This is a genomic window from Chryseobacterium sp., from assembly GCF_022712095.1.
Classification (GTDB): Bacteria; Bacteroidota; Bacteroidia; order Flavobacteriales; family Weeksellaceae; genus Chryseobacterium.
Genome location: NZ_JALAHD010000143.1, coordinates 1 through 18,656, shown reverse-complemented (window position 1 = coordinate 18,656; position 18,656 = coordinate 1). Strand labels below are relative to the sequence as shown.

The window sequence follows — 18,656 nt, the reverse complement described above, 5'->3', positions numbered from 1 at the left end:
TAATTATGAAAAGTCATGATATTCTTTTATTAAGCCTTTAACAAGGACAATTACGTGAGGCATCGCCTTGTTGGCAGCATCCAAAACCTCTTCATGAGATACAGGAAAAGCAATGTCCGGACCCCCAAGATCTGTAATGACGGAGACCCCGAAAACATTCATGTTCATATGTTTGGCAACAATTACTTCAGGAACGGTACTCATTCCTACCATATCTCCGCCGATAACTTTTACTAAACCGTATTCAGCAGGTGTTTCAAACGTAGGGCCCTGTAAAGCGACATAAACCCCCTGATGAACTTGGATCTTATTTTCTTCAGCTACTTTTTTAGCTACAGTGATCATTTTTTTGTTGTAAGGTTCACTCATATCTACAAAGCGAGGTCCCAGTTCATCAATATTTTTTCCACGGAGAGGATGCTCAGGCATCATATTGATATGATCTTTCAATATAACAACATCAGCTACATTGTAAGCCGGATTTACACCGCCGGATGCATTGGACAATATCAGGTTTTTAATTCCTAAAAGATGAAAAACTCTGATAGGAAAAGTAATAGTTTCCATAGAATGTCCTTCATAATAGTGGAAACGTCCGCTCATCATGAGAACTTTTTTACCTTCTAAAGTCCCATATATTAATTTACCTCCATGTCCCACCACTGTAGTCTGGGGAAAATGGGGAATATTGTGATATTCTAAAATATGAGTGGCTTTAACTTCATCCTGTAATTTTCCTAATCCGGATCCTAATACAATCGCAAAATCAGGTGTATCTTCAATAATGTTTTTGATGAAATCTGCAGTTTCTTTAATTTTTGCTAACATAATCTAAGATAATTTGGTTGAATTCTTCCTTTTTATCAATAATAACATTGATGGGCCAGTAATAAAGTATATCTTTTAAATAATCAAATGTTTTTAACCGCACATAATCTTTTTCTGTCGTAAGGATAATTTTATATTCACCCAATTTTTTATATTCTGCGATAATTTTTTTAATATCGTCTTCAGTGAAATTATGATGGTCTCTGAACTTCATATGCTTGACTCTTTGGGAGAATTTGGATAAATGCTCCAATAGAGGTTTAGGATTGGCAATTCCCGTGATTAAAAGAATGTCATAATAATTCAGATTATTATCCGGTAATATTTTATCTTTCGCATATACATTTTCATCATAATCGATGGAGGAGAAAAATACTTTCTGATGTCCTGTAGGCTTTATTCTTGAAATATAATACCTTTTGGTTTCTTCCGTCAGTTCATCAGGACATTTGCTGACCATGATGATATCTGCTCTTTTGGAGCCTGCTCTTGACTCTCTTAGATCTCCGGCAGGAAGAATATGATCTTTGAAATAAGGGTCGTTAAAGTCGGTCATTAAGATATTAAATCCCGCTTTGATGGCACGGTGCTGAAAAGCATCATCCAGGATCAATACACCAAGGTCCATATCAGAAATTACTTTTTTGGCACCCGGAACTCTTCCTTCGGATACGGCAATCACAAAACGGTTTTTAAATCTTTCAAACAGCTGCATGGCTTCGTCTCCTACCATTTTGTAGTTGCTGTCATAATTTGTAACGTCATAGCCTTTGGTAAGCCTTCCGTATCCACGGGAAAGAACCCCTGTTCTGTAATGTTTGGAAAGGAACTGAGCAAGATACATCACCATTGGAGATTTTCCGCTTCCACCCACGGATAAATTGCCGACATTAATGATCGGAGTCTTGAATTTTGTAGATTTAAAAATTCCCAAATCATACATTGTGTTACGGAAACCGGTAACAAAATGATAGCCGAGGGAAAAAGGATAGAGGTACCATCTTTTCATACGTTTGCAAAAATAGCAATTTTAGGAGGATTTAATAATTATTCTCAACATGTTTTCAATAATTATTTCAACCCAGAACTTCATTATTTTTATAAAATTAAAGTATTTTTGTGAAATTATTTTATAGCATTGAGATATTTTATTGAGTTTTCTTATTGTGGGAAGAATTATTTCGGTTACCAGATTCAGCCGAAAGATAATTCTGTACAGGAAGAACTGGAAAAAGCACTGTCAACGATTTTAAGAGAAAAGATTAAAACAACAGGGGCAGGACGGACGGACACAGGAGTTCATGCCAGAAAAATATTTGCCCACTTTGATACAGAGCAGGAAGTGAATGAGCAGCTTCCGCATAAGCTGAACAGTTTTTTACCTCCAGATATTTCCATTAAAAGGATTTTTCCGGTAAAAGAAGATTTTCATGCCCGTTTTGATGCTACTTACCGTACTTATGAATATTTTATTTCTTTAGAAAAAAATCCTTTTACTATAGATTCCGCTTGGCAGCATTGGAAAAGACCTCTGGATATCAATGCCATGAATGAAGCCTGTAAGATTTTATTTGAATATGAAGACTTTACCAGTTTTGCCAAACTGAAATCAGATAATAAAACGAATATATGTAAGATTTTTAAGGCAGAATGGGAACAGAACGGAAGTGAGCTGAAGTTTACAGTTTCTGCAAATCGCTTTTTAAGAAATATGGTGCGGGCAATTGTGGGAACTATGGTGGAAATAGGTGCAGGAAAAATTCAGCCTGAGGATCTTCGCAAGGTAATAGAAGATAAAAACCGGAATGCAGCAGGAACCTCTGCCCCTGCACAAGGTTTATTTCTGGTAGATGTAGGTTACGATTTTAAAGACTAAAACTATAACTATGATGTCAATCATTATTCTGGTGGGTGCCTATCGGTACTATGCCGGGCTTGCAGGAGAATACGGAAGAACAAAATGGCATTTCGGACTCCTTGCTATTGCTGTTTATTTCGGAGCTCATATTGCATTCGGTTTTTCTTATGGATTTTATAAAGAAATGACTCAACCGGGATCATTAGAGGAGGAAAGTTATAATACATTTTCTTTTATTAATCTTGTTGGCTGGATAATTTCTATCCTGGCGGTGTACGTTTTTTATAAAATTCTGGAAAAGAAATTTGAAAAAGGGAAACAACAAAAACCTTTGCTGGAAATTGAAGAGATTGGGAATAACGAACAGTTATAAATCTTCCGTCTATTTATTTTTTAAATAAGAGGCATCTGAAATTTTCATGATGTTTTTTGAGGTGTTATTCAAGCATTAAAATTTTAAAGTCCTATTTTTGCATAGAATTTATTTTTATTCTTTCGCGAATTCGTACAATGAAAAAACAAGATACCTGGGCTATTATTAAAAGACTATTCTTTATAGGGATGAAATTTCGTTCCTGGTTTATTCTTACCCTGATCATTTCTATATTACTTTCCGTAGTGTCTACTTACAGACCTTATCTTACGATGGAAGTGGTAGATAATGATATTACCAAACTTCAGGATAAAGGACTGATGATGAAGCATATTTATGTGCTGGTTGCATTGGTATTTGCTGAAACGGTCCTGAACTTCTTCCTAGTTTACTTTTCCAATTTTATATCTCAGAATGTTATCCGTGATATCAGGCAGAGGTTATATGCTAAATTGGTTTATTTTAAAACATCCTTTTTTGATAAAACTCCGATCGGGCAACTGGTTACCCGTGCGGTAGGTGATGTGGAAACCATTGCTACCGTATATACGGATGGATTCCTGATGGTTTTTGGAGATATTCTAAGAATTATATTTGTACTGGTGATGATGTTCAGTACAAACGTTCATTTAAGTTACATCACTCTCGCTATTTTGCCGTTAATGGTTATTATCACTAGGTTTTTCCAGAAAAGGCTGAAAAAAGCATTTGGTGATGAAAGAAACTGGACGGCTATTCAGAATTCTTTTGTTCAGGAAAGACTAGCTGGGATGTCAATCATTCAGGTGTTTAACAGGCAGGCAGCTGAGTTTAAGAAATTTGATGATATCAATATTACGCTTAAAGACGCTTTACTGAGGACTGTATTTATTTTCTCTTTATTTTTCCCTGTTGTTGAACTTATTTCTTCTCTTTTCATTGGATTCATCCTGTTTTATGGTGGTTATATTACAATCAGTGCTGGGGTGGTTATTGCTTTTATTCAATATATTTCTATGCTGATAAGACCTTTACGGCAGATTGCTGACCGTTTTAATAATATTCAGAGAGGAATTGTGGGAGCTGAAAGAGTTTTAGGTTTAATGGATGAAAACTTTGAGATGCCTAATGAAGGAAAAGTTATAAAGAGTCATTTTGACGGAAAAATTGAATTTAAGAATGTTCACTTTGCTTACGATGATAAGCAGGAAGTTTTAAAAGGAATTGACTTTAAAGTTAATCCTGGTGAAACTGTAGCAATTGTTGGAGCTACGGGTGCCGGAAAATCTACTATTATCAGTTTGATTACACGGCTTTATGATATTAATTCGGGGCAGATTCTTATCGATGATGTGGATCTTAAAGATTATGAATTATACAATCTGAGAAGTCATATAGGAGTAGTATTGCAGGATGTTTTCCTTTTCCATGGAAGTATTTTTGAGAACCTTGCTTTTGGAGACGAAACGATTACTTTAGATAAGATAAAAGCAGGAGCCAGAGAAATAGAGGTAGACAGTTTTATTGAAAGGCTTCCGGGAGGTTATGATTATGTTGTAAGTGAGAGAGGTTCATCCATTTCTTTAGGGCAACGTCAGTTGTTATCTTTTCTGAGAGCTTATTTATCAGATCCTAAGATTTTAATACTGGACGAGGCTACTTCCTCAATTGATCATGAAAGTGAGAAACTGATCCAGAGAGCTACTGAGAAAATTACAAAAAACAGAACATCCATTATCATTGCACACCGATTATCTACCATTGAAAAGGCAGATAAGATCATTGTAATGGAACATGGAAAAATTGTAGAAGAAGGAAAACACTTGGATCTGCTTGATAAGAACGGGTATTATGCCACACTTTATAAGGCCCAGCTGAGGCATGAAGTAGAGGTAGAAGGGAAAAATCAATAATAAAAGAGAGCAGAAATGCTCTCTTCTTATTTCATTATTAAAGTGTAGAGGATATTTACATCAGAATTTGAATCCTATACTGAAATAGGCTCTCCATATCTCCGTATAATTATTTTTTGATATATTGAAATTAATAGGGCCCAATATGGATTCATATCCAAGGTTTAAACCATACCCTACCATATTTGTAGCTTGTTTAAAGGGAGACATTACATCACTTACGGATGCGTATTGAATTGTAGGAGTGATATAAAGGTTATTTAATAAATGATATTGTATATCAATGCCTACTTTTGCAATTGAACCTGCGAGAATTTCTCTTTGGCGGAAACCGCTGAATTCGGGGTTGTTTCCTATCACATTATATTCACTTCCTCCGAGATTATATCTTTGGTTAATAAAAAAATAAGGCATTTGCCCGGAAGCTATTTTTTCCGGTGAGAATTGAACCCCCAGAAAAGCATTTGCTTTCAAAGATAATTTATGAATAATAGGAAGAACATAATTCTCATTAAGAGTTAGACTGATCAGGTTTTTAGGAGTTACATAATTGGTAAAATCAGGAGTTAAGTAATCATATAAAGTGGGCTGTATTTTTTCAAGATCATATAAATTATAACGATTTCCCAGGTTCATTTTGGTGATAAACAGGAGATTATTTCCTGAAGTAGGGTAGTATCTTTTATTCAGGCTGTTCTGATTAAATTTAAAAAACAGGTCAAAATTACTGTGCTGATATATATTTTTACTATAGATGGAGGCTAATGATTGATCTATCTTATCCAATGATCGGGTTATTCTTTCCGAATTATATTCAATTCCAAATGATGCCATAGCATTAGGAGCTATAATATAATTAACAGCAGCATTTACATTAATATTTCTGTATATAGGTTGAGGGAATGTTATGTTTTCCGTATCGGGTAGAAATTGAGAAATTCTTAATAATAAATCGGTGTTTTTCATATGAGTAATCATACCTTCGGTGCTTACTGACCAGCGTAACCCGTTATCCAGGAATTTTTGCAGGTGTAAACGGGCTTTGAAACGCTCAGAAGCATCTATAGTTGCCAATGCCCTGAATTTTGCTTTTGCATAATCCCTGTAGGTATAGTTGAGAATAATTCCTACAGACTGTTCATTATCGTAATGAAGAGCCAGTTTAAAGGCTCCTGAATGGGCACGTTTTACAAAAATATTCATGATAAGTCCGTCTCCGGAATTGGTATAAGTATAATATACTTTTTCGTATTGTCTCATACCGAATATTCTGTCTATAGCTTCATTGGCTGTTTGGGCATCATAGTATTTTCCTTCTTCCAGATTCATTAATTTTTTAATGCTTTCTATTTCTGAAGGATTACTTAAGGGAGTACCATTATCCTCATTATAGGTGAATTTGATGGTGGGAAGTTTAACTTCTTCTATCAATTTATGTTCATAAATAATTCCTGCACTACGTTGGGCTTGAGCAAGAGCAACAAATTCAGGAAGATGTTTCTTTGCTTCTTCTTCGCCTATCTTTATGATTTCTTTATACTTTTTGAAATCTTTGGTAGTGTAGTTATTTAGAGGAGAAAGAAAATCTACCATTATATCAGACATTTCTTTTTGATTGTTAAAGTCTTCTACTGAGCGAAAAGCATGGGTTTGGTAGATCATTTTCATAGGATTCTCAATCTCTTCCAGAGTAAATAACCTAAAGCCTGTATATCCGCCTATGATATAATTGGCTCCCATATCTTTAACTTCTTTTACAGGGAAATTCCTGTCAAGCCCTCCATCCACAAGAAGTTTTCCATCAATATATACCGGTGCAAAAGCGGCGGGGATTGCTAAGGTAGCTCTAATCGCCAGTGGGAGAGACCCTTTCTTCTGCATAATTAATCCTCCGTTGACAATATCCGAAGATGTGATTTCTACGGGAATGGGAAGTTTGCTGAAATCATTGATATGTTTTGCCGGGAAAGTAAGGGTATTGAGTACTTCAGACATATATTGGCCTTCTATGAAAGATCCTGGTAAAGAGGGGGTGATACCAATAGCCGGAAATTCTATAATGTATTTATTATATTCATCTTTTTCGCTGATGTTTACTTTATTATAAGGGATTTTATTGCTGAGGACTCTTTTCCAGTCTGTGGAGTATACGGTATTTTTTAATTCTTTACCACTATATCCCATTGCATATAATCCTCCGAGTATTCCTCCCATACTGGTTCCTGTGATATAATCTACTTTAATCCCAAGTGAATCCAGAGTTTCCAGGATTCCCAGATGGGCAAAGCCTTTTGCTCCGCCACCACTTAAAGCCAGTCCGAATTTAGTCTCTTTTGTAATTACTGGTGGAAAGGTTTTGAGGGAATCCTGTGCCGATAACCTAATAGCAAAGAAAATAAGAAAAAATAAAATGCTTTTTTTCATAAACTGAAATGTTTTTCACGAAATTAAAATAAAAAATTAACAGAAGTAGATTTATATCAGAATTTTATGCATATTAAATGTATTTTTACTTTGGTATGGAAATTGCTGTTTAAAAATATCCCACATTTTTTACTGTTGCTAATCTAAATTAGAGATTGAAACTTTGAAGACTCTCAACATCGTTTTGAGCCATATAAGTTTTACCGCATGTATACCAAAAAGTGATATCCTTCGTTATATAATTATGTATTGTATATAAGGAGGTTATATAAATATATAATAGAAAAGTTAAATTAAAAAAATTAAAAAGATGAATACGATACAAAATGAATTTCAGACTTTTAAAGATGAAATGAAAAAATTAAATATAGAAGTACAGAAAATTGTAAAAGTAGGAAATGGAAGTATGGATTTCCATGAGGTCTTCTATAAGTCACCCAGATACGAAGAAGTAAAAAGCGTATATGTACAGCGCCATTATTTAGATGAACTTGCTGCTAAATTTAAAGAAGTTTATAATGCATAAGACTGATTCGCCGGAGTTTTTTTCTCCGGCAATTTTTTTATAGGGAGCTTTTCTTTTGTTCTTTATTATCTCGAGCCATTTTTTCTGTATGTAATAGAAGTGGAGTAGTAGCTGTCTTATTAGGAGTAATCCTATCCCAATGAAAAAAAACATTTGCTTTATTCTCATACTTCGCAGTATTCTGATACTTTCACAAGAAAATATACGGAAAGATACCTTGGAAACCAAGACAGCCGAAATTCAGGAAATTATTATAAAGTCTCAGCATAAGAAGCAGTTTGCTGATAAGGCAATATATACTTTTAATAAAGAAGCTCTGGAAAAGGCCCGTTATGCCAAAGATTTGTTAAGAACCCTGCCTGAGCTGCAATTAGACCCTGTAACCAATACGCTGGCAAGCACTAAAGGAGGTACTACTTTGTTTTTAATTAACGGTATTGAGGCAACAGATATGCAAATCCGCAGCATTACTCCATCTGAAGTTATAAAAGTAGAATATTATGATATTCCTCCAGCAAGATGGTCAACACGTGCGGATACTGTGGTCAACCTTATTACCCGCTCAGGTGAAACTGGCTATGTTTTTGGAACAGATGTAAGTTCTGCTTTAAATACAGGCTTTGTCAATGGCTCTGCTTATGCCAACTATACAAAAGGGAAGAATAATTTTGGACTTGAGTATTCTATTAACCTGAGAGATTATGATAACAGGAAAGTTCAGAGTATTTATGATTATAATCTGAATGGAGAACACTATCGCTCGGATGAAAATAAGACGGATCATTTCGGATACACCTATCAGAACGTAGCTTTGAGATATACCCGTATGGTTCCTGAGCGGTATGCTTTTCAAGCTAAACTGAATATGGATATTTTTACCAGTTTTGTCAATGGAAGCGGAGGGAGTACTTTTACGCAAGATGGTTTGGCAGAAGAGCATGCGATGTTCAAGAGGGGTTCTTCAGATTATGTTACTCCTACATTAGATCTGTATTTTTCAAAGAATTTGGGTAAAAAGGATGAATTGAGCATTAATCTGGTAGGTTCTCATTTTACAACCAATACAGATGAATTTGCAAAAGAATGGGATCTTGTTTCCGGAAATTCCGTGTATGATAATGATATGAATCTCAGGGCTAAGCAGACAGGTTTCGTTGGAGAGATTGCCCACATACATGATTTTGAAGCAGGAAAGCTTTCCTCAGGATATAGAATTTCAAATACTTCGATTTCCAATGATCTTCAAAATCTTGCAGGATTCTCGGAATATAGTGTTAATTATCTTGAACAATATTTCTACTCTGAGTTTTCGGGCAAGGTTAAGAAACTGACCTATCGGGTAGGAGTGGGATTGACGAATATCCATAATAAGAGTGCAGAAAATACATTTGACGAATGGTCCGTTACTCCGAAAATAATTTTAGGGTATCAGCTTAAAGGAAATCAGAGTCTTCGCTTTACAAGCAGTTACAAACCTATAAGTCCACGGAGTTCCGCTCTGAGCAGTAATGTGGTGCAGATGGCTCCGAATATTGTACAGACAGGAAATCCTTATCTTAAATCCCAGAGATTATGGAGCAATAATCTGATTTATTCTTTTAACAATAAGCATTTTGATTTTAACGCCAACCTTTTCTATCGGTATACGGACCGTACTATTAACCAGTATTACATTTTGGATGAAACATTCGGAGGGTATGCCTTAACCTATGAAAATGCGAGAAATTCCCAACAGTACGGAATTCAGTTATCGGGCTCGTATAAACCTTTCGGAAGCAGTTTGTTAGTACTGAAAGCATCTATTACTCCTGCTTCGGAAATGATCAGGACGAGTAAAGGGGTTTTGATTAAGAATGATTATATATCTAATAATTTTGTATTGTCTTCGGAATATAAATCCTTTAACCTGGAATATCAGTTGAATGTACCTGTATACACGCTTAACGGTGCATTCCTGAGTACCAATGAAAATCAGAATCATATATTTATAAGCTATAAATTAAAAGACTGGACGTTCTCAACAGGGATGTATTGGATCGGAATGCCTTCGGAATATAAAACCAAAAGTCTTCGGGAAAGCTTAGTGAATTATTCCCGGAATAATCAGATCATGAATAATAAATCAATGTTTGTCCTTAGCTTCAGCTATGACTTCTCCAGAGGAAAGAAAACAGATTTACAGAAAAAACTGAATAACTCTACAGCTCCGGCAGCTACTTTTTAGTTTCTTACCTTATATTGACCATATGAAGAAAACCACTTCTAAAAAGGAAGTGGTTTTTTCTGTGCGTTAAATCGAAAAGTTTAGTTTTGGCCGATTATCATTTTGCGGTAAGAATAAATATCTTCAATGGTAACCACACTCATTTCTTTGCGCGCTGCAAAGTCTACTATTTCAGGAAGTCTGGCCATAGAGCCGTCTTTATTAGTAAGTTCACAAAGTACAGCATCATCACCTAGATTGGCAAGTTTTACCAGGTCTACACTCCCCTCTGTATGGCCGCGTCTTTCGAATACTCCGTCTTTTTTCGCAATTAAAGGGAAAACATGTCCCGGACTTGCAATATGACCGGGCTGAGCCCCCACAGCAATTGCAGTGTGAATAGTTGTAACACGGTCTTTTGCAGAAACCCCGGAAGAAACCCCTTCCTTGGCTTCGATCGAAATAGTGAAAGCAGTTTGATTTTTACTGGTATTATTTTCTACCATGGGACGAAGGTTTAAATGTTTACTTTTTTCTTCTGAAATGCATAAGCATACAATTCCGCTACATTCGCGGATTAAAAGTGCCATATCCTGTTCCGTAATGGTAGAGGCGGGAAAGATGATATCACCTTCATTTTCTCGGTTCTCATCGTCTACTAAAAGGATTCCTTTGCCTTGTTGTAATGTTAGAAGTGCATTTTCTACACGTTCTGCGGAGGTCGCTCCGAATTTTTCTAATAATGTTTCCATGTGTATTTACTTTAAAAAGTTAAATAGCTCTTCGGTACATGGAAATGAAATACAATACAATAAGTCCATAAGAAAGGCCTTATTGATTGTTTCATTTTCTTCTCCCATCCAGACTATAACTGTCGGTTTTGGAATTTCACCAAATCAGTCCTTTATAAAAAGGAGTCGCGGACTATAACCGCCGGTAGGGAATTTCACCCTGCCCCGAAGAAAACTTATACTAAGTTTTACTGTATGTTTGAATTAAATTTTTTATCTCATTGATTAATATTTAACGCACAGGTTACAAATTTCCGAAAGTTTTTTGAATAATGAGATATCCGATACTGTTATTTATCAGTGTCATATATATGGCTGCTTTCCGGTCTTAATTTTTTGAATAGGAAATGTATTGATATAATCCTAGACTAAGAATAGCATAGAAAACGAGATTAGTAGATCCCGGATAATTTACCAGTACACTTAGTCCAAAGCTTAACATAATAAAAGTACATATACTAATGAGCAATGCCATGTTAAGAAAGAGAGACCTTTTTTGTGGGTTATACTCACCTTTAAAGAGGCTCACTATAAGAAGTATGGGAACAATGATTTCCAGTGTTCCCAGAAAATAGATAAAAGGCGCTACTCCTCCCGGGAGCTGGCCCAGAAAAGAGGTACTGAACATTCTGATGTATTTTCCCATAACCTCGGAAGTGTTAACGAGTTTTTGCCAGCCTGGGAGTCCCATCGTATAAAAGAGGGAAAAATAAACAGGAAATAGTTTAATTTGTTGGAATACTGTATTTTGACTTTCGGAAGCGTATTTTTCTGTGTACCACAGAAGGAAATAGAGAATACACAAGTAGAAATAGAGATTAGCAGAACCTCCGTGATTTGAAATAATTCTGAGCATGCATCCAAAAATAGATACGGAAAACAGGGATAGGAGAATTCCCCATTTGAGTAAGGAAGAGGATGGACTCTTTAAAAAGTGTTTTTTAATAAGGGCATATATTAAAATAATTGCAGAAATAATCTGAGCAATTCCCGTGAGGTAAAAGAGACTGGAAAAATAGGAAGGATATGAGTCCAGAGGAGAATTGTTATAGATATTCAGATATTTTAGAAAGGTTACCTGATCTCCGGTAAAAAAATTCCACCCGTTAATAAGCATTGTGAAAATTAACCCAATATAAATGGGAAGCGTAATATACGAATTGATGATACGATTGTAGTCTTCCGGTTTTGTCATAGCAGTTATGATTAGATAATAAATATCAAAGGTATTATGACGGTGAATAACAGCTGGTATCAAAATAAAAAAAAGAATGGTTAAAGTACGAAACTTTTAAACTGATTCCTGAATTTTGTCGGAGTAATTCCTGCCTTTTCCTTGAAAAATTTCACTAAATTGGAAACATCCTCATAATGAGTGAGAAGCGCAATTTCTTTTACTGACAATTGATCATACACGAGCATTCTTTTGATTTCTATTAACAAACGTTCACTGATCCATTCTTTAGGTGTTTTTCCTAAAATTTGTGATGTGGCTATTTGCAGTGTGCGTTGTGAGATACATAATTGATCAGCATAAAACTTTACCTGCCTGTGAATTTTATAGTTTTGCTCTACAAGCTTCTTGAATCGTGCAACAAACTGCAGGTTCTTAGGGTCCGGATACAGGGTTTGCTGCTGATTTTCAAATTGCCTTTCCGAAAGCAGAAAAATACGATACAGGAGATTATGCAGAATTTCTCCCTGAAATCTGTCGGCTGGCTTTTGTAGTTCATTATAAATTTCTATAAATACTGATTTTAATTCTTTAAAGTCGGTATTTGTATTAAAATAGGGCTGTTGAATGGAATTAAATAACATGCTATTATGAAAGTATTCCTGATCCCTTCCTGAGCGAATAAAAAACTCATCGGTAAAAATAAGTGCTCTGCCGTCATAAGTTTCTTCCGGATCAAAAGCATGTACCTGGCCCTGCGATATAAACAGGATGTACTGTTCTTTGACATTTAATTCTTTAAAATCAATTAAGTGTTTTCCTTTTCCTTCTGTAAATAGGTAGATCATGTGAAAATTGGTGCGGTGAGGAGTGAAGAGGTCATGAGGCTTTCGGCTGAGCCTTTCTTTTATAGTGGTGGTATTGATCAGTTGTTTTTTGTTAAAGGTAAACAGAAAAGGATACGTGTCTAATTTTTTTTGCATTTACATAACAGCTTTGAAGATAAGACTATATTTTCAAGTAAAAATAGAATATTTTTTCATGTGATAATTAATTTTATGATTATTATACTCTATGTAAGGCGGAGTGGAGCTGATAAGAATGTTTATAAGGATTATACTTTTCTCATGGCTTCAGTCTTCAGTTCCTTTGGCATCTTTTCAATAGCGTAGCGAAGTGAGGTGCGGGGCATTACTGATCTCTGCGAGAGTACGTATTCATATATTTCCTGTTGATAGGCTTCACTGGCAGCTTTTAACATCCATCCGTATCCTTTCTGAACCATATCATCTTTATCTTCAAGAAGGATATCTGCAATTTCAAGAACATCTTTCAGGAACAGTCCTTTTCTTGCGGGAATGATCAGTGTTACGGCTGAAGCTCTTTTAACCCAGCGGTTTTCTGATCGGGCCCATTTTTTTAATTCATGAATGTATTCGGGAAACATCATGATAAAGTTTCCTATCGTATGATTGCATAAGGTATCGCAGGTTGCCCAATTGTTGATATATGTATTCACCCAATATTCAAAGATTTTGAAGTCAGAAGGTTCATACTGTTTTTCCAGTGCTTCGGAAAGAATGAAAGCGATAAAAGCTTCTTCCATATAGTTGGATCGTAAAAGTTCTTCTGCGATTTCAAATATTTCTGATTTTGAAAATGATTTAACCTGTTCATAAAATTCTTTTCCTATTTTGTTAACTATACCGGTCTTTACACCGTACACCTGGGCTCTTTCTCCTTCTTTAAAGAATTTAGATGAAGATTCAAGCGTTTTTAGATCTATATTTTCCTGTAAGGTTTGGCGGAGCTGAGGTAATAATTCGTTTTTCATGATCATTTTAAATTTCTTTTATAGAGAACTATTTTTTTGAAGTCTTCGAGTTCATTGCTTTCTTTTAATTCCAGAATCAATGGAATGAGCTTGCCTCTGGGAACTTCCTGAGCGAATTCTTCCAAAATATTCCGGTGTATATCTAATGACAGTACACCGGCACGTGTTTTTTCAGTAAAATAAAAACTGGTTTTAATACAGTCTTCCCATAAGGAAAGCCAGAAAACAGTTTTCTTTTTATGAATTACTTTTCCTAACCATGCATTTCCGTCTTTATAAAATCTCCATTCTAAAGCTAATTCCGTTTCTTTAATATATTTTTCAATTTCCATCAATATGTAGTATAGCTCAACACTTAGTATATTACTGAAAAGCTGATCTGAGGGTTTCTTTTCGGGATCCCGAAGGAGCAGGGTGGGATTGTTTAATGTCATTGTGAGGGTGTTTTTAGTTGTAATCTTCCAGTGTTTTTCCATATTTTTCCAGATAGGCCCTGAACCTTTCTTCTTGGGTAAATAAATAAAAAATCTGATTTTCTTTAATTAGAATTTTATATGGAGTTTCAATATTTTTATGAGAGCTGAGAGCATCTGTGATTCTCTCGAAATTTTTCTGAGCTTCTTTCTGGGTAAGGAATATAAATGTACATATTTTGAACTCAGGATATATATCGTTGGTTCCTTTTTCAGGCTTTACACTTTTTGCAAAATAATCTCCTATTCCTGGACCATCAATTATGAGAACGGTATTTTCTGTTTTGCTGGGAAATGAAGGGATAAATCTTGCCTTTTCTGATTTGAAAACGAATCCTTCCTTATTGAGCTGAGATATTAAATGGCTAAGGATTTTTGTATTGTATGAAGTACTTACAGTTTTTATAGTATCAGATACTATATTTTCGGTAGGCTGGGCTTTCTCTATTACATGTTGACCTGCTACCTGAGCCTTATTTTTATTACACGCAAGGATCAGTGATAAAATGAGAATAAATGTATTTTTTTTCATTAGTCCGGTGTATTTTGTTTTTGCCTTACTTTATATAATATTTAATTTTTATTCAAAAGTTATAATGAAAATATTATTTGTTATAATCTTTCAGTATATCGCCATATTTTTCAATATAACCTCTGAACATTTCTGCTCTTGTAGCTAAATGAAAAATTTTATTACCGTTAATGACCACTTTTTGGGGGGATTTATCCATGCAGTATCCACCGGCAGAATTTAAGGCTTTATCAAGGATCTTGAAATTCTGTTGAGCTTGTTCTTCTGTAGGAAAGCTATATTCCCGTACCACAAAATCCGGATATGTATCTGCTGTTCCTTTTTCGGGGATAATACGTCTTATAAAATATTCTCTGACTCCATTCCCCTGAACCAGATATATACGGTTTTCTTCGCAGTTATAGTAAGTGTCTTTGTGGGTTGTATTTCTTTCTTTAATACGAAAACCGGCCTTAGCTAAATGAGAACTTAATTTTTTAATCAGGGAAATGCTATCTGCTGATGCATAGGTATAGATCGTATCATATTGGGTTTTTGGGTTGGGCATATAATCCATTGCTATATCTGCAGGGATCTCTTCAGGCTTTTGTGTTTTTTTACAAGAAAAAATGAAAATAAGAGATATAAGGAATAAGAGGGAACTAGTGTGTTTTTTCATTGAGATTTAGTTATTTGAATAAGAAAGTTGTTTTTTTACGGTAAGCTATAATATCATCAATTTTAAAGGCTTTTTTTGGATAGGCATACCCATCTTTTATTGTAAAATAGGGATACGGATAATATAACGCCTGACATTTTTTGTCACAGGACTTAAGTTTGAGCTTTATCAGACCGTCTTTATTGAAAGGTACCGTTTTGAATTTTGTCCATGATTTAGAATGATCATTGGGGAAATAGAAACTGTATATTCCCATCCACTCTTCATTGATCTTATAAACCGGATCGTAAATGTATTTTTGATGATATAATTTTTCACTTTGATTTTTGGATAAATACAGCATCACATCTCCATGCTTTTCAAAACCCGGTCTTCCATAGTGATCATATGCATCGAATTGAACTGTATCAGAATCTAAACGATTGTATACATTAGCAATGAGTTTATATTGACAATGGAATGCTTCATCCATAAAATAACTTTTAATAGAATCTCGGCTTTTTTTGTCTATTGAATTCATAACCTCCGTTATGTTAGGGTTCGGGTTAAACTCATTAATGCTGATTTTCTGACCTATAAAAATATACAGGTTATTATCTTTAATTTCTCTTTGGGAAAAACAAAAACTGGCAATTAATAGAAGAGTCGTTAAAAGCAGCTTCTTCATGGGAACTGTGATAAATTCTAAATTTACATAATTATTGCATGAATTGCAAGGGTATATAAAAAAGTACATGGCCATAATCAGAGACTATGGCCATGTACGGCAATTATAACACGAAATTATTATTTTTTCTGAAAAAGAGCGTCTTTTAGTACGATTGCAGCCTGTTCAATAGATACCTGTACTGCCGGGATGTTTGCTAAAGGGTTTAGCATTCCATAATCATGGATAAATCCTCTGTATTCCTGGATGGTAGTGGGTACACCTGCTTCATCCAGTTTTCTTCCGTAGGCTAATCCTTCATCATGAAGAATATCATTTTCTGCAATCTGCACCAATGCAGGGGGAAGTCCTTTTAATTCATCTAAAGATGCTTCTAGAGGAGAAGCGTATTTATTTTTTCTCTCTGCTGTATCAGGAAGGTAATTATCCCACATCCATTTCATCAGAGGAGCGGTAAGGAATCTTTCCTGGGCATATTTTGTATAAGACGGTCTGCTGAAATCAGCATCCGTTACCGGCCATAATAAAACCTGCTGTTTTAGTTTAGGACCGTTTTTATCTTTTGCCATCAGTGCAACTACGGCAGCCATATTTCCTCCGACACTGTTACCCGCAACAGCTAAGCGGGATCCGTCAACGCCTATTTGTTTTCCGTTTGCTGCTACCCATTTTGTCGCTGCATATGCCTGGTTGATAGCCACCGGGAATCTTGCTTCAGGAGAAGGAGTGTAATCAGGGAATACTGCAACAGCACCACTGTTAACCACCAAATCCCTTACTAACCTTTTATGGGTAGGATAGTCTCCTAAAATCCATCCTCCGCCATGGAAGAACATAAACACAGGAAGATCCTTTTTAGCTCCTTTAGGTTTTACGATATGGATTTTTACGGTTTGTCCGTCCTGGGTAATGGTCCTTTCGGATTCTTCAATATCTGAATAGTCAAATTTTACGGATTTTTGAGCATTGATTAGCACGTTTCTCTCATCCTGCATAGGTAAAGTTTCCAGTGGTTTCCCTCCGGAATTGTTTAAAGCATTTAGGAATACACGGATATCTTTTAAAATATGAGGATCCTGTGCAGCAGAAGGAGTCTGCTGAGCCATCATAGTAGAGTTTATACCAGAAAGGGCTAAAGTTGAAACTAGGGTTAACCCTTTTAAAAATGTAACTTTCATAACTTTTATTTTTAACTGTTAAATTATAGAGGCAAAGTTATGTCGGTTGGGAGGTGGAGTAAATATATAAAAGTGAGTTATTGTTGTACTTTTTTCCTTTAATGGTTATTTGTATGAAAAATATTAATTGATATGTGATAGATTGCTGGATAATTTGACTTTTAAAAGCTGAATAAGAATTAAAGCTTTTGTTGAATACTATACCGTATAGCCTATTTAAGTATTTCTATATGGATATCTTTCAGGGGTTTGAATTTAATACAATATCCTGTTATTTTTGCTTTACCAAGCCTTTCTCCGTAAGTTCTGGTAAGATAGGTTTTGTCGTTAATTCCTAATATATAGATGGAAATTCCCGCTGTATTGGCACTCACCCCGATCTGATAGTATTCTTTGCTTTCTCCACCAGCATATTGTATGGTGCGAAGTCCGTATCCGATATTGGGATTGGAAACAACTTTTTCATCACTGTTTTTTCCATCCAGAAACCATAATTTACATTTGGGCATAAGCTCCAGAATGAGGTTGTGAAGCTCTTGCATGTCACTGCGTTTGGACTCCGGATGGGTATTGAAATAGGTTTGGATTTGACTTTCAATGGTCATTACAGGTGGTTTTTTGGTAAGGAGTTATTATATTTTGTAATACTTTTGGTTTTAAGAAAAGATTCAATTGTTATTCTTTAATCCAATCTTGGTTTTTTCTCATATTAAATAGTATTTTATATATTTTTTTTAAACCGTAAGTTCCAGAAGCTCCATAGTCCTGAATTGTCTTGACTTTTCCGTTTCCATAGGTAATTTTTAAAATTAATGTTTGATCATCAGTCCAATCAACGGAATATTCATCCTGAAGGTTTGGAAAATCAATGTATTCTAATATTTTGATAAGCTCTTGGTAATCTTCATTTTTAATTTTTGTATGAAATTTTCCTTCAATGTTTTCTGACAAGTTTTCTTCATTTTGATCAAAATTAAAGCGTTCCGCAGTGAATAAAGCCTTTTGGTTTTTATCTATAATTAATTGGAAAACAGGACAAACTCCAAAACACATGGAGGTTGAAAATTCAATTTTTTTAATAGGAATGTAATTGTGAGGATTGGAGTTGTATTCAACAAAATCTCCGAATTGATATTCTAATATTTGTTTTTTCGGTTGTTTTGAAACAATTCCTTTATCCCAATCTTTTATGACAGGCCTATAAATTTCCAGTAAGTTTTTGTTATTTAAAGTTTTAATCTTTGG

Annotated in this window: 19 protein-coding genes and 1 riboswitch; of the genes, 5 read left to right on the top strand and 14 right to left on the bottom strand. The window is 35.0% G+C overall.

Features of this window, described 5'->3' with window-relative positions; genetic code table 11:
* Nucleotides 1–3 precede the first annotated feature (3 nt).
* Nucleotides 4–828 carry a purine-nucleoside phosphorylase gene (locus Q0A18_RS07240; RefSeq protein WP_292009476.1) on the bottom strand — a complete coding sequence of 275 codons (825 nt, stop codon included), beginning with the start codon at nt 826–828 and terminating at the stop codon, nt 4–6.
* Complete coding sequence (lpxK, locus tag Q0A18_RS07235; protein ID WP_292009475.1) at nt 812–1,837, bottom strand: tetraacyldisaccharide 4'-kinase; 1,026 nt, start codon at nt 1,835–1,837, stop codon at nt 812–814. The genes Q0A18_RS07240 and lpxK overlap by 17 nt, the downstream gene beginning before the upstream one ends.
* A gap of 129 nt (nt 1,838–1,966) precedes the next feature.
* On the opposite strand from lpxK, the gene truA reads away from it, so the two are divergent.
* The 3 genes from truA to Q0A18_RS07220 all read left to right on the top strand — a co-directional run bounded on the left by truA (nt 1,967) and on the right by Q0A18_RS07220 (nt 4,951).
* Nucleotides 1,967–2,704: a tRNA pseudouridine(38-40) synthase TruA gene (truA, locus tag Q0A18_RS07230; protein WP_292009474.1), complete on the top strand. Its 738-nt coding sequence runs from the start codon at nt 1,967–1,969 to the stop codon at nt 2,702–2,704.
* A gap of 10 nt (nt 2,705–2,714) precedes the next feature.
* The gene (locus Q0A18_RS07225; RefSeq protein WP_292009473.1) at nt 2,715–3,059 is read left to right on the top strand and encodes a hypothetical protein; all 345 of its coding nucleotides are present in this window, start codon (nt 2,715–2,717) and stop codon (nt 3,057–3,059) included.
* A gap of 137 nt (nt 3,060–3,196) precedes the next feature.
* Nucleotides 3,197–4,951 carry an ABC transporter ATP-binding protein gene (locus Q0A18_RS07220; RefSeq protein ID WP_292009472.1) on the top strand — a complete coding sequence of 585 codons (1,755 nt, stop codon included), beginning with the start codon at nt 3,197–3,199 and terminating at the stop codon, nt 4,949–4,951.
* 60 nt (nt 4,952–5,011) lie between these two features.
* On the opposite strand, the gene Q0A18_RS07215 is transcribed toward Q0A18_RS07220, so the two are convergent.
* Nucleotides 5,012–7,375 (bottom strand): patatin-like phospholipase family protein, encoded by a 2,364-nt coding sequence (locus Q0A18_RS07215; RefSeq protein WP_292009471.1) that lies wholly within the window; start codon nt 7,373–7,375, stop codon nt 5,012–5,014.
* A 310-nt stretch (nt 7,376–7,685) separates the two neighbouring features.
* Here Q0A18_RS07215 and Q0A18_RS07210 point away from each other — a divergent pair, with 310 nt between their 5' ends.
* Both Q0A18_RS07210 and Q0A18_RS07205 read left to right on the top strand, forming a co-directional pair.
* Entirely contained in the window at nt 7,686–7,901 is a 216-nt protein-coding gene (locus Q0A18_RS07210; protein WP_292009470.1) for a hypothetical protein, read from the top strand.
* Nucleotides 7,902–8,040: 139 nt separating this feature from the next.
* Complete coding sequence (locus Q0A18_RS07205; RefSeq protein WP_292009469.1) at nt 8,041–10,125, top strand: outer membrane beta-barrel protein; 2,085 nt, start codon at nt 8,041–8,043, stop codon at nt 10,123–10,125.
* Between the two features lie 80 nt (nt 10,126–10,205).
* On the opposite strand, the gene ribB is transcribed toward Q0A18_RS07205, so the two are convergent.
* The 11 genes from ribB to Q0A18_RS07150 all read right to left on the bottom strand — a co-directional run.
* Nucleotides 10,206–10,856 carry a 3,4-dihydroxy-2-butanone-4-phosphate synthase gene (gene ribB / locus Q0A18_RS07200; RefSeq protein ID WP_292009468.1) on the bottom strand — a complete coding sequence of 217 codons (651 nt, stop codon included), beginning with the start codon at nt 10,854–10,856 and terminating at the stop codon, nt 10,206–10,208.
* Nucleotides 10,857–10,948: 92 nt separating this feature from the next.
* A riboswitch (FMN riboswitch) is annotated at nt 10,949–11,072 on the bottom strand.
* Nucleotides 11,073–11,223: 151 nt separating this feature from the next.
* Complete coding sequence (locus Q0A18_RS07195) at nt 11,224–12,090, bottom strand: hypothetical protein (RefSeq protein WP_292009467.1); 867 nt, start codon at nt 12,088–12,090, stop codon at nt 11,224–11,226.
* 80 nt (nt 12,091–12,170) lie between these two features.
* A complete protein-coding gene (locus tag Q0A18_RS07190; protein WP_292009466.1) occupies nt 12,171–13,052 on the bottom strand; it encodes a helix-turn-helix transcriptional regulator in 882 nt (293 codons plus the stop codon).
* 131 nt (nt 13,053–13,183) lie between these two features.
* On the bottom strand, nt 13,184–13,903 hold the full coding sequence (locus tag Q0A18_RS07185) for a DNA alkylation repair protein (protein ID WP_292009465.1): 720 nt from the start codon (nt 13,901–13,903) through the stop codon (nt 13,184–13,186).
* Between the two features lie 2 nt (nt 13,904–13,905).
* Nucleotides 13,906–14,337, bottom strand: a complete 432-nt coding sequence (locus Q0A18_RS07180) for a DUF3788 family protein (protein WP_292009464.1) — start codon at nt 14,335–14,337, stop codon at nt 13,906–13,908.
* Between the two features lie 13 nt (nt 14,338–14,350).
* Nucleotides 14,351–14,908, bottom strand: a complete 558-nt coding sequence (locus Q0A18_RS07175; RefSeq protein WP_292009463.1) for a hypothetical protein — start codon at nt 14,906–14,908, stop codon at nt 14,351–14,353.
* Between the two features lie 73 nt (nt 14,909–14,981).
* Nucleotides 14,982–15,566 carry a hypothetical protein gene (locus tag Q0A18_RS07170; RefSeq protein ID WP_292009462.1) on the bottom strand — a complete coding sequence of 195 codons (585 nt, stop codon included), beginning with the start codon at nt 15,564–15,566 and terminating at the stop codon, nt 14,982–14,984.
* A 10-nt stretch (nt 15,567–15,576) separates the two neighbouring features.
* Nucleotides 15,577–16,233 carry a hypothetical protein gene (locus Q0A18_RS07165; protein ID WP_292009461.1) on the bottom strand — a complete coding sequence of 219 codons (657 nt, stop codon included), beginning with the start codon at nt 16,231–16,233 and terminating at the stop codon, nt 15,577–15,579.
* A 119-nt stretch (nt 16,234–16,352) separates the two neighbouring features.
* Entirely contained in the window at nt 16,353–17,339 is a 987-nt protein-coding gene (locus Q0A18_RS07160; protein ID WP_292009484.1) for an alpha/beta hydrolase, read from the bottom strand.
* Nucleotides 17,340–17,623: 284 nt separating this feature from the next.
* On the bottom strand, nt 17,624–18,016 hold the full coding sequence (locus tag Q0A18_RS07155; protein WP_292009460.1) for a DUF1801 domain-containing protein: 393 nt from the start codon (nt 18,014–18,016) through the stop codon (nt 17,624–17,626).
* A gap of 70 nt (nt 18,017–18,086) precedes the next feature.
* Nucleotides 18,087–18,656: DUF6438 domain-containing protein (locus tag Q0A18_RS07150; RefSeq protein WP_292009459.1), on the bottom strand; the 570-nt coding region annotated here is incomplete at its 5' end.

Excerpts from the sequence above, each read along its gene's own strand:
- Q0A18_RS07180 (WP_292009464.1), bottom strand. The coding sequence starts at position 14,337 with ATGACATTAAACAATCCCACCCTGCTCCTTCGGGATCCCGAAAAGAAA.
- ribB (WP_292009468.1), bottom strand. The coding sequence starts at position 10,856 with ATGGAAACATTATTAGAAAAATTCGGAGCGACCTCCGCAGAACGTGTA.
- Q0A18_RS07225 (WP_292009473.1), top strand. The coding sequence starts at position 2,715 with ATGATGTCAATCATTATTCTGGTGGGTGCCTATCGGTACTATGCCGGG.
- Q0A18_RS07205 (WP_292009469.1), top strand. The coding sequence starts at position 8,041 with ATGAAAAAAAACATTTGCTTTATTCTCATACTTCGCAGTATTCTGATA.
- Q0A18_RS07175 (WP_292009463.1), bottom strand. The coding sequence starts at position 14,908 with ATGAAAAAAAATACATTTATTCTCATTTTATCACTGATCCTTGCGTGT.
- lpxK (WP_292009475.1), bottom strand. The coding sequence starts at position 1,837 with ATGAAAAGATGGTACCTCTATCCTTTTTCCCTCGGCTATCATTTTGTT.
- Q0A18_RS07170 (WP_292009462.1), bottom strand. The coding sequence starts at position 15,566 with ATGAAAAAACACACTAGTTCCCTCTTATTCCTTATATCTCTTATTTTC.
- Q0A18_RS07185 (WP_292009465.1), bottom strand. The coding sequence starts at position 13,903 with ATGAAAAACGAATTATTACCTCAGCTCCGCCAAACCTTACAGGAAAAT.
- Q0A18_RS07155 (WP_292009460.1), bottom strand. The coding sequence starts at position 18,016 with ATGACCATTGAAAGTCAAATCCAAACCTATTTCAATACCCATCCGGAG.
- Q0A18_RS07215 (WP_292009471.1), bottom strand. The coding sequence starts at position 7,375 with ATGAAAAAAAGCATTTTATTTTTTCTTATTTTCTTTGCTATTAGGTTA.
- Q0A18_RS07240 (WP_292009476.1), bottom strand. The coding sequence starts at position 828 with ATGTTAGCAAAAATTAAAGAAACTGCAGATTTCATCAAAAACATTATT.
- Q0A18_RS07190 (WP_292009466.1), bottom strand. The coding sequence starts at position 13,052 with ATGCAAAAAAAATTAGACACGTATCCTTTTCTGTTTACCTTTAACAAA.
- Q0A18_RS07160 (WP_292009484.1), bottom strand. The coding sequence starts at position 17,339 with ATGGCTCAGCAGACTCCTTCTGCTGCACAGGATCCTCATATTTTAAAA.
- Q0A18_RS07195 (WP_292009467.1), bottom strand. The coding sequence starts at position 12,090 with ATGACAAAACCGGAAGACTACAATCGTATCATCAATTCGTATATTACG.
- Q0A18_RS07220 (WP_292009472.1), top strand. The coding sequence starts at position 3,197 with ATGAAAAAACAAGATACCTGGGCTATTATTAAAAGACTATTCTTTATA.
- Q0A18_RS07210 (WP_292009470.1), top strand. The coding sequence starts at position 7,686 with ATGAATACGATACAAAATGAATTTCAGACTTTTAAAGATGAAATGAAA.
- Q0A18_RS07165 (WP_292009461.1), bottom strand. The coding sequence starts at position 16,233 with ATGAAGAAGCTGCTTTTAACGACTCTTCTATTAATTGCCAGTTTTTGT.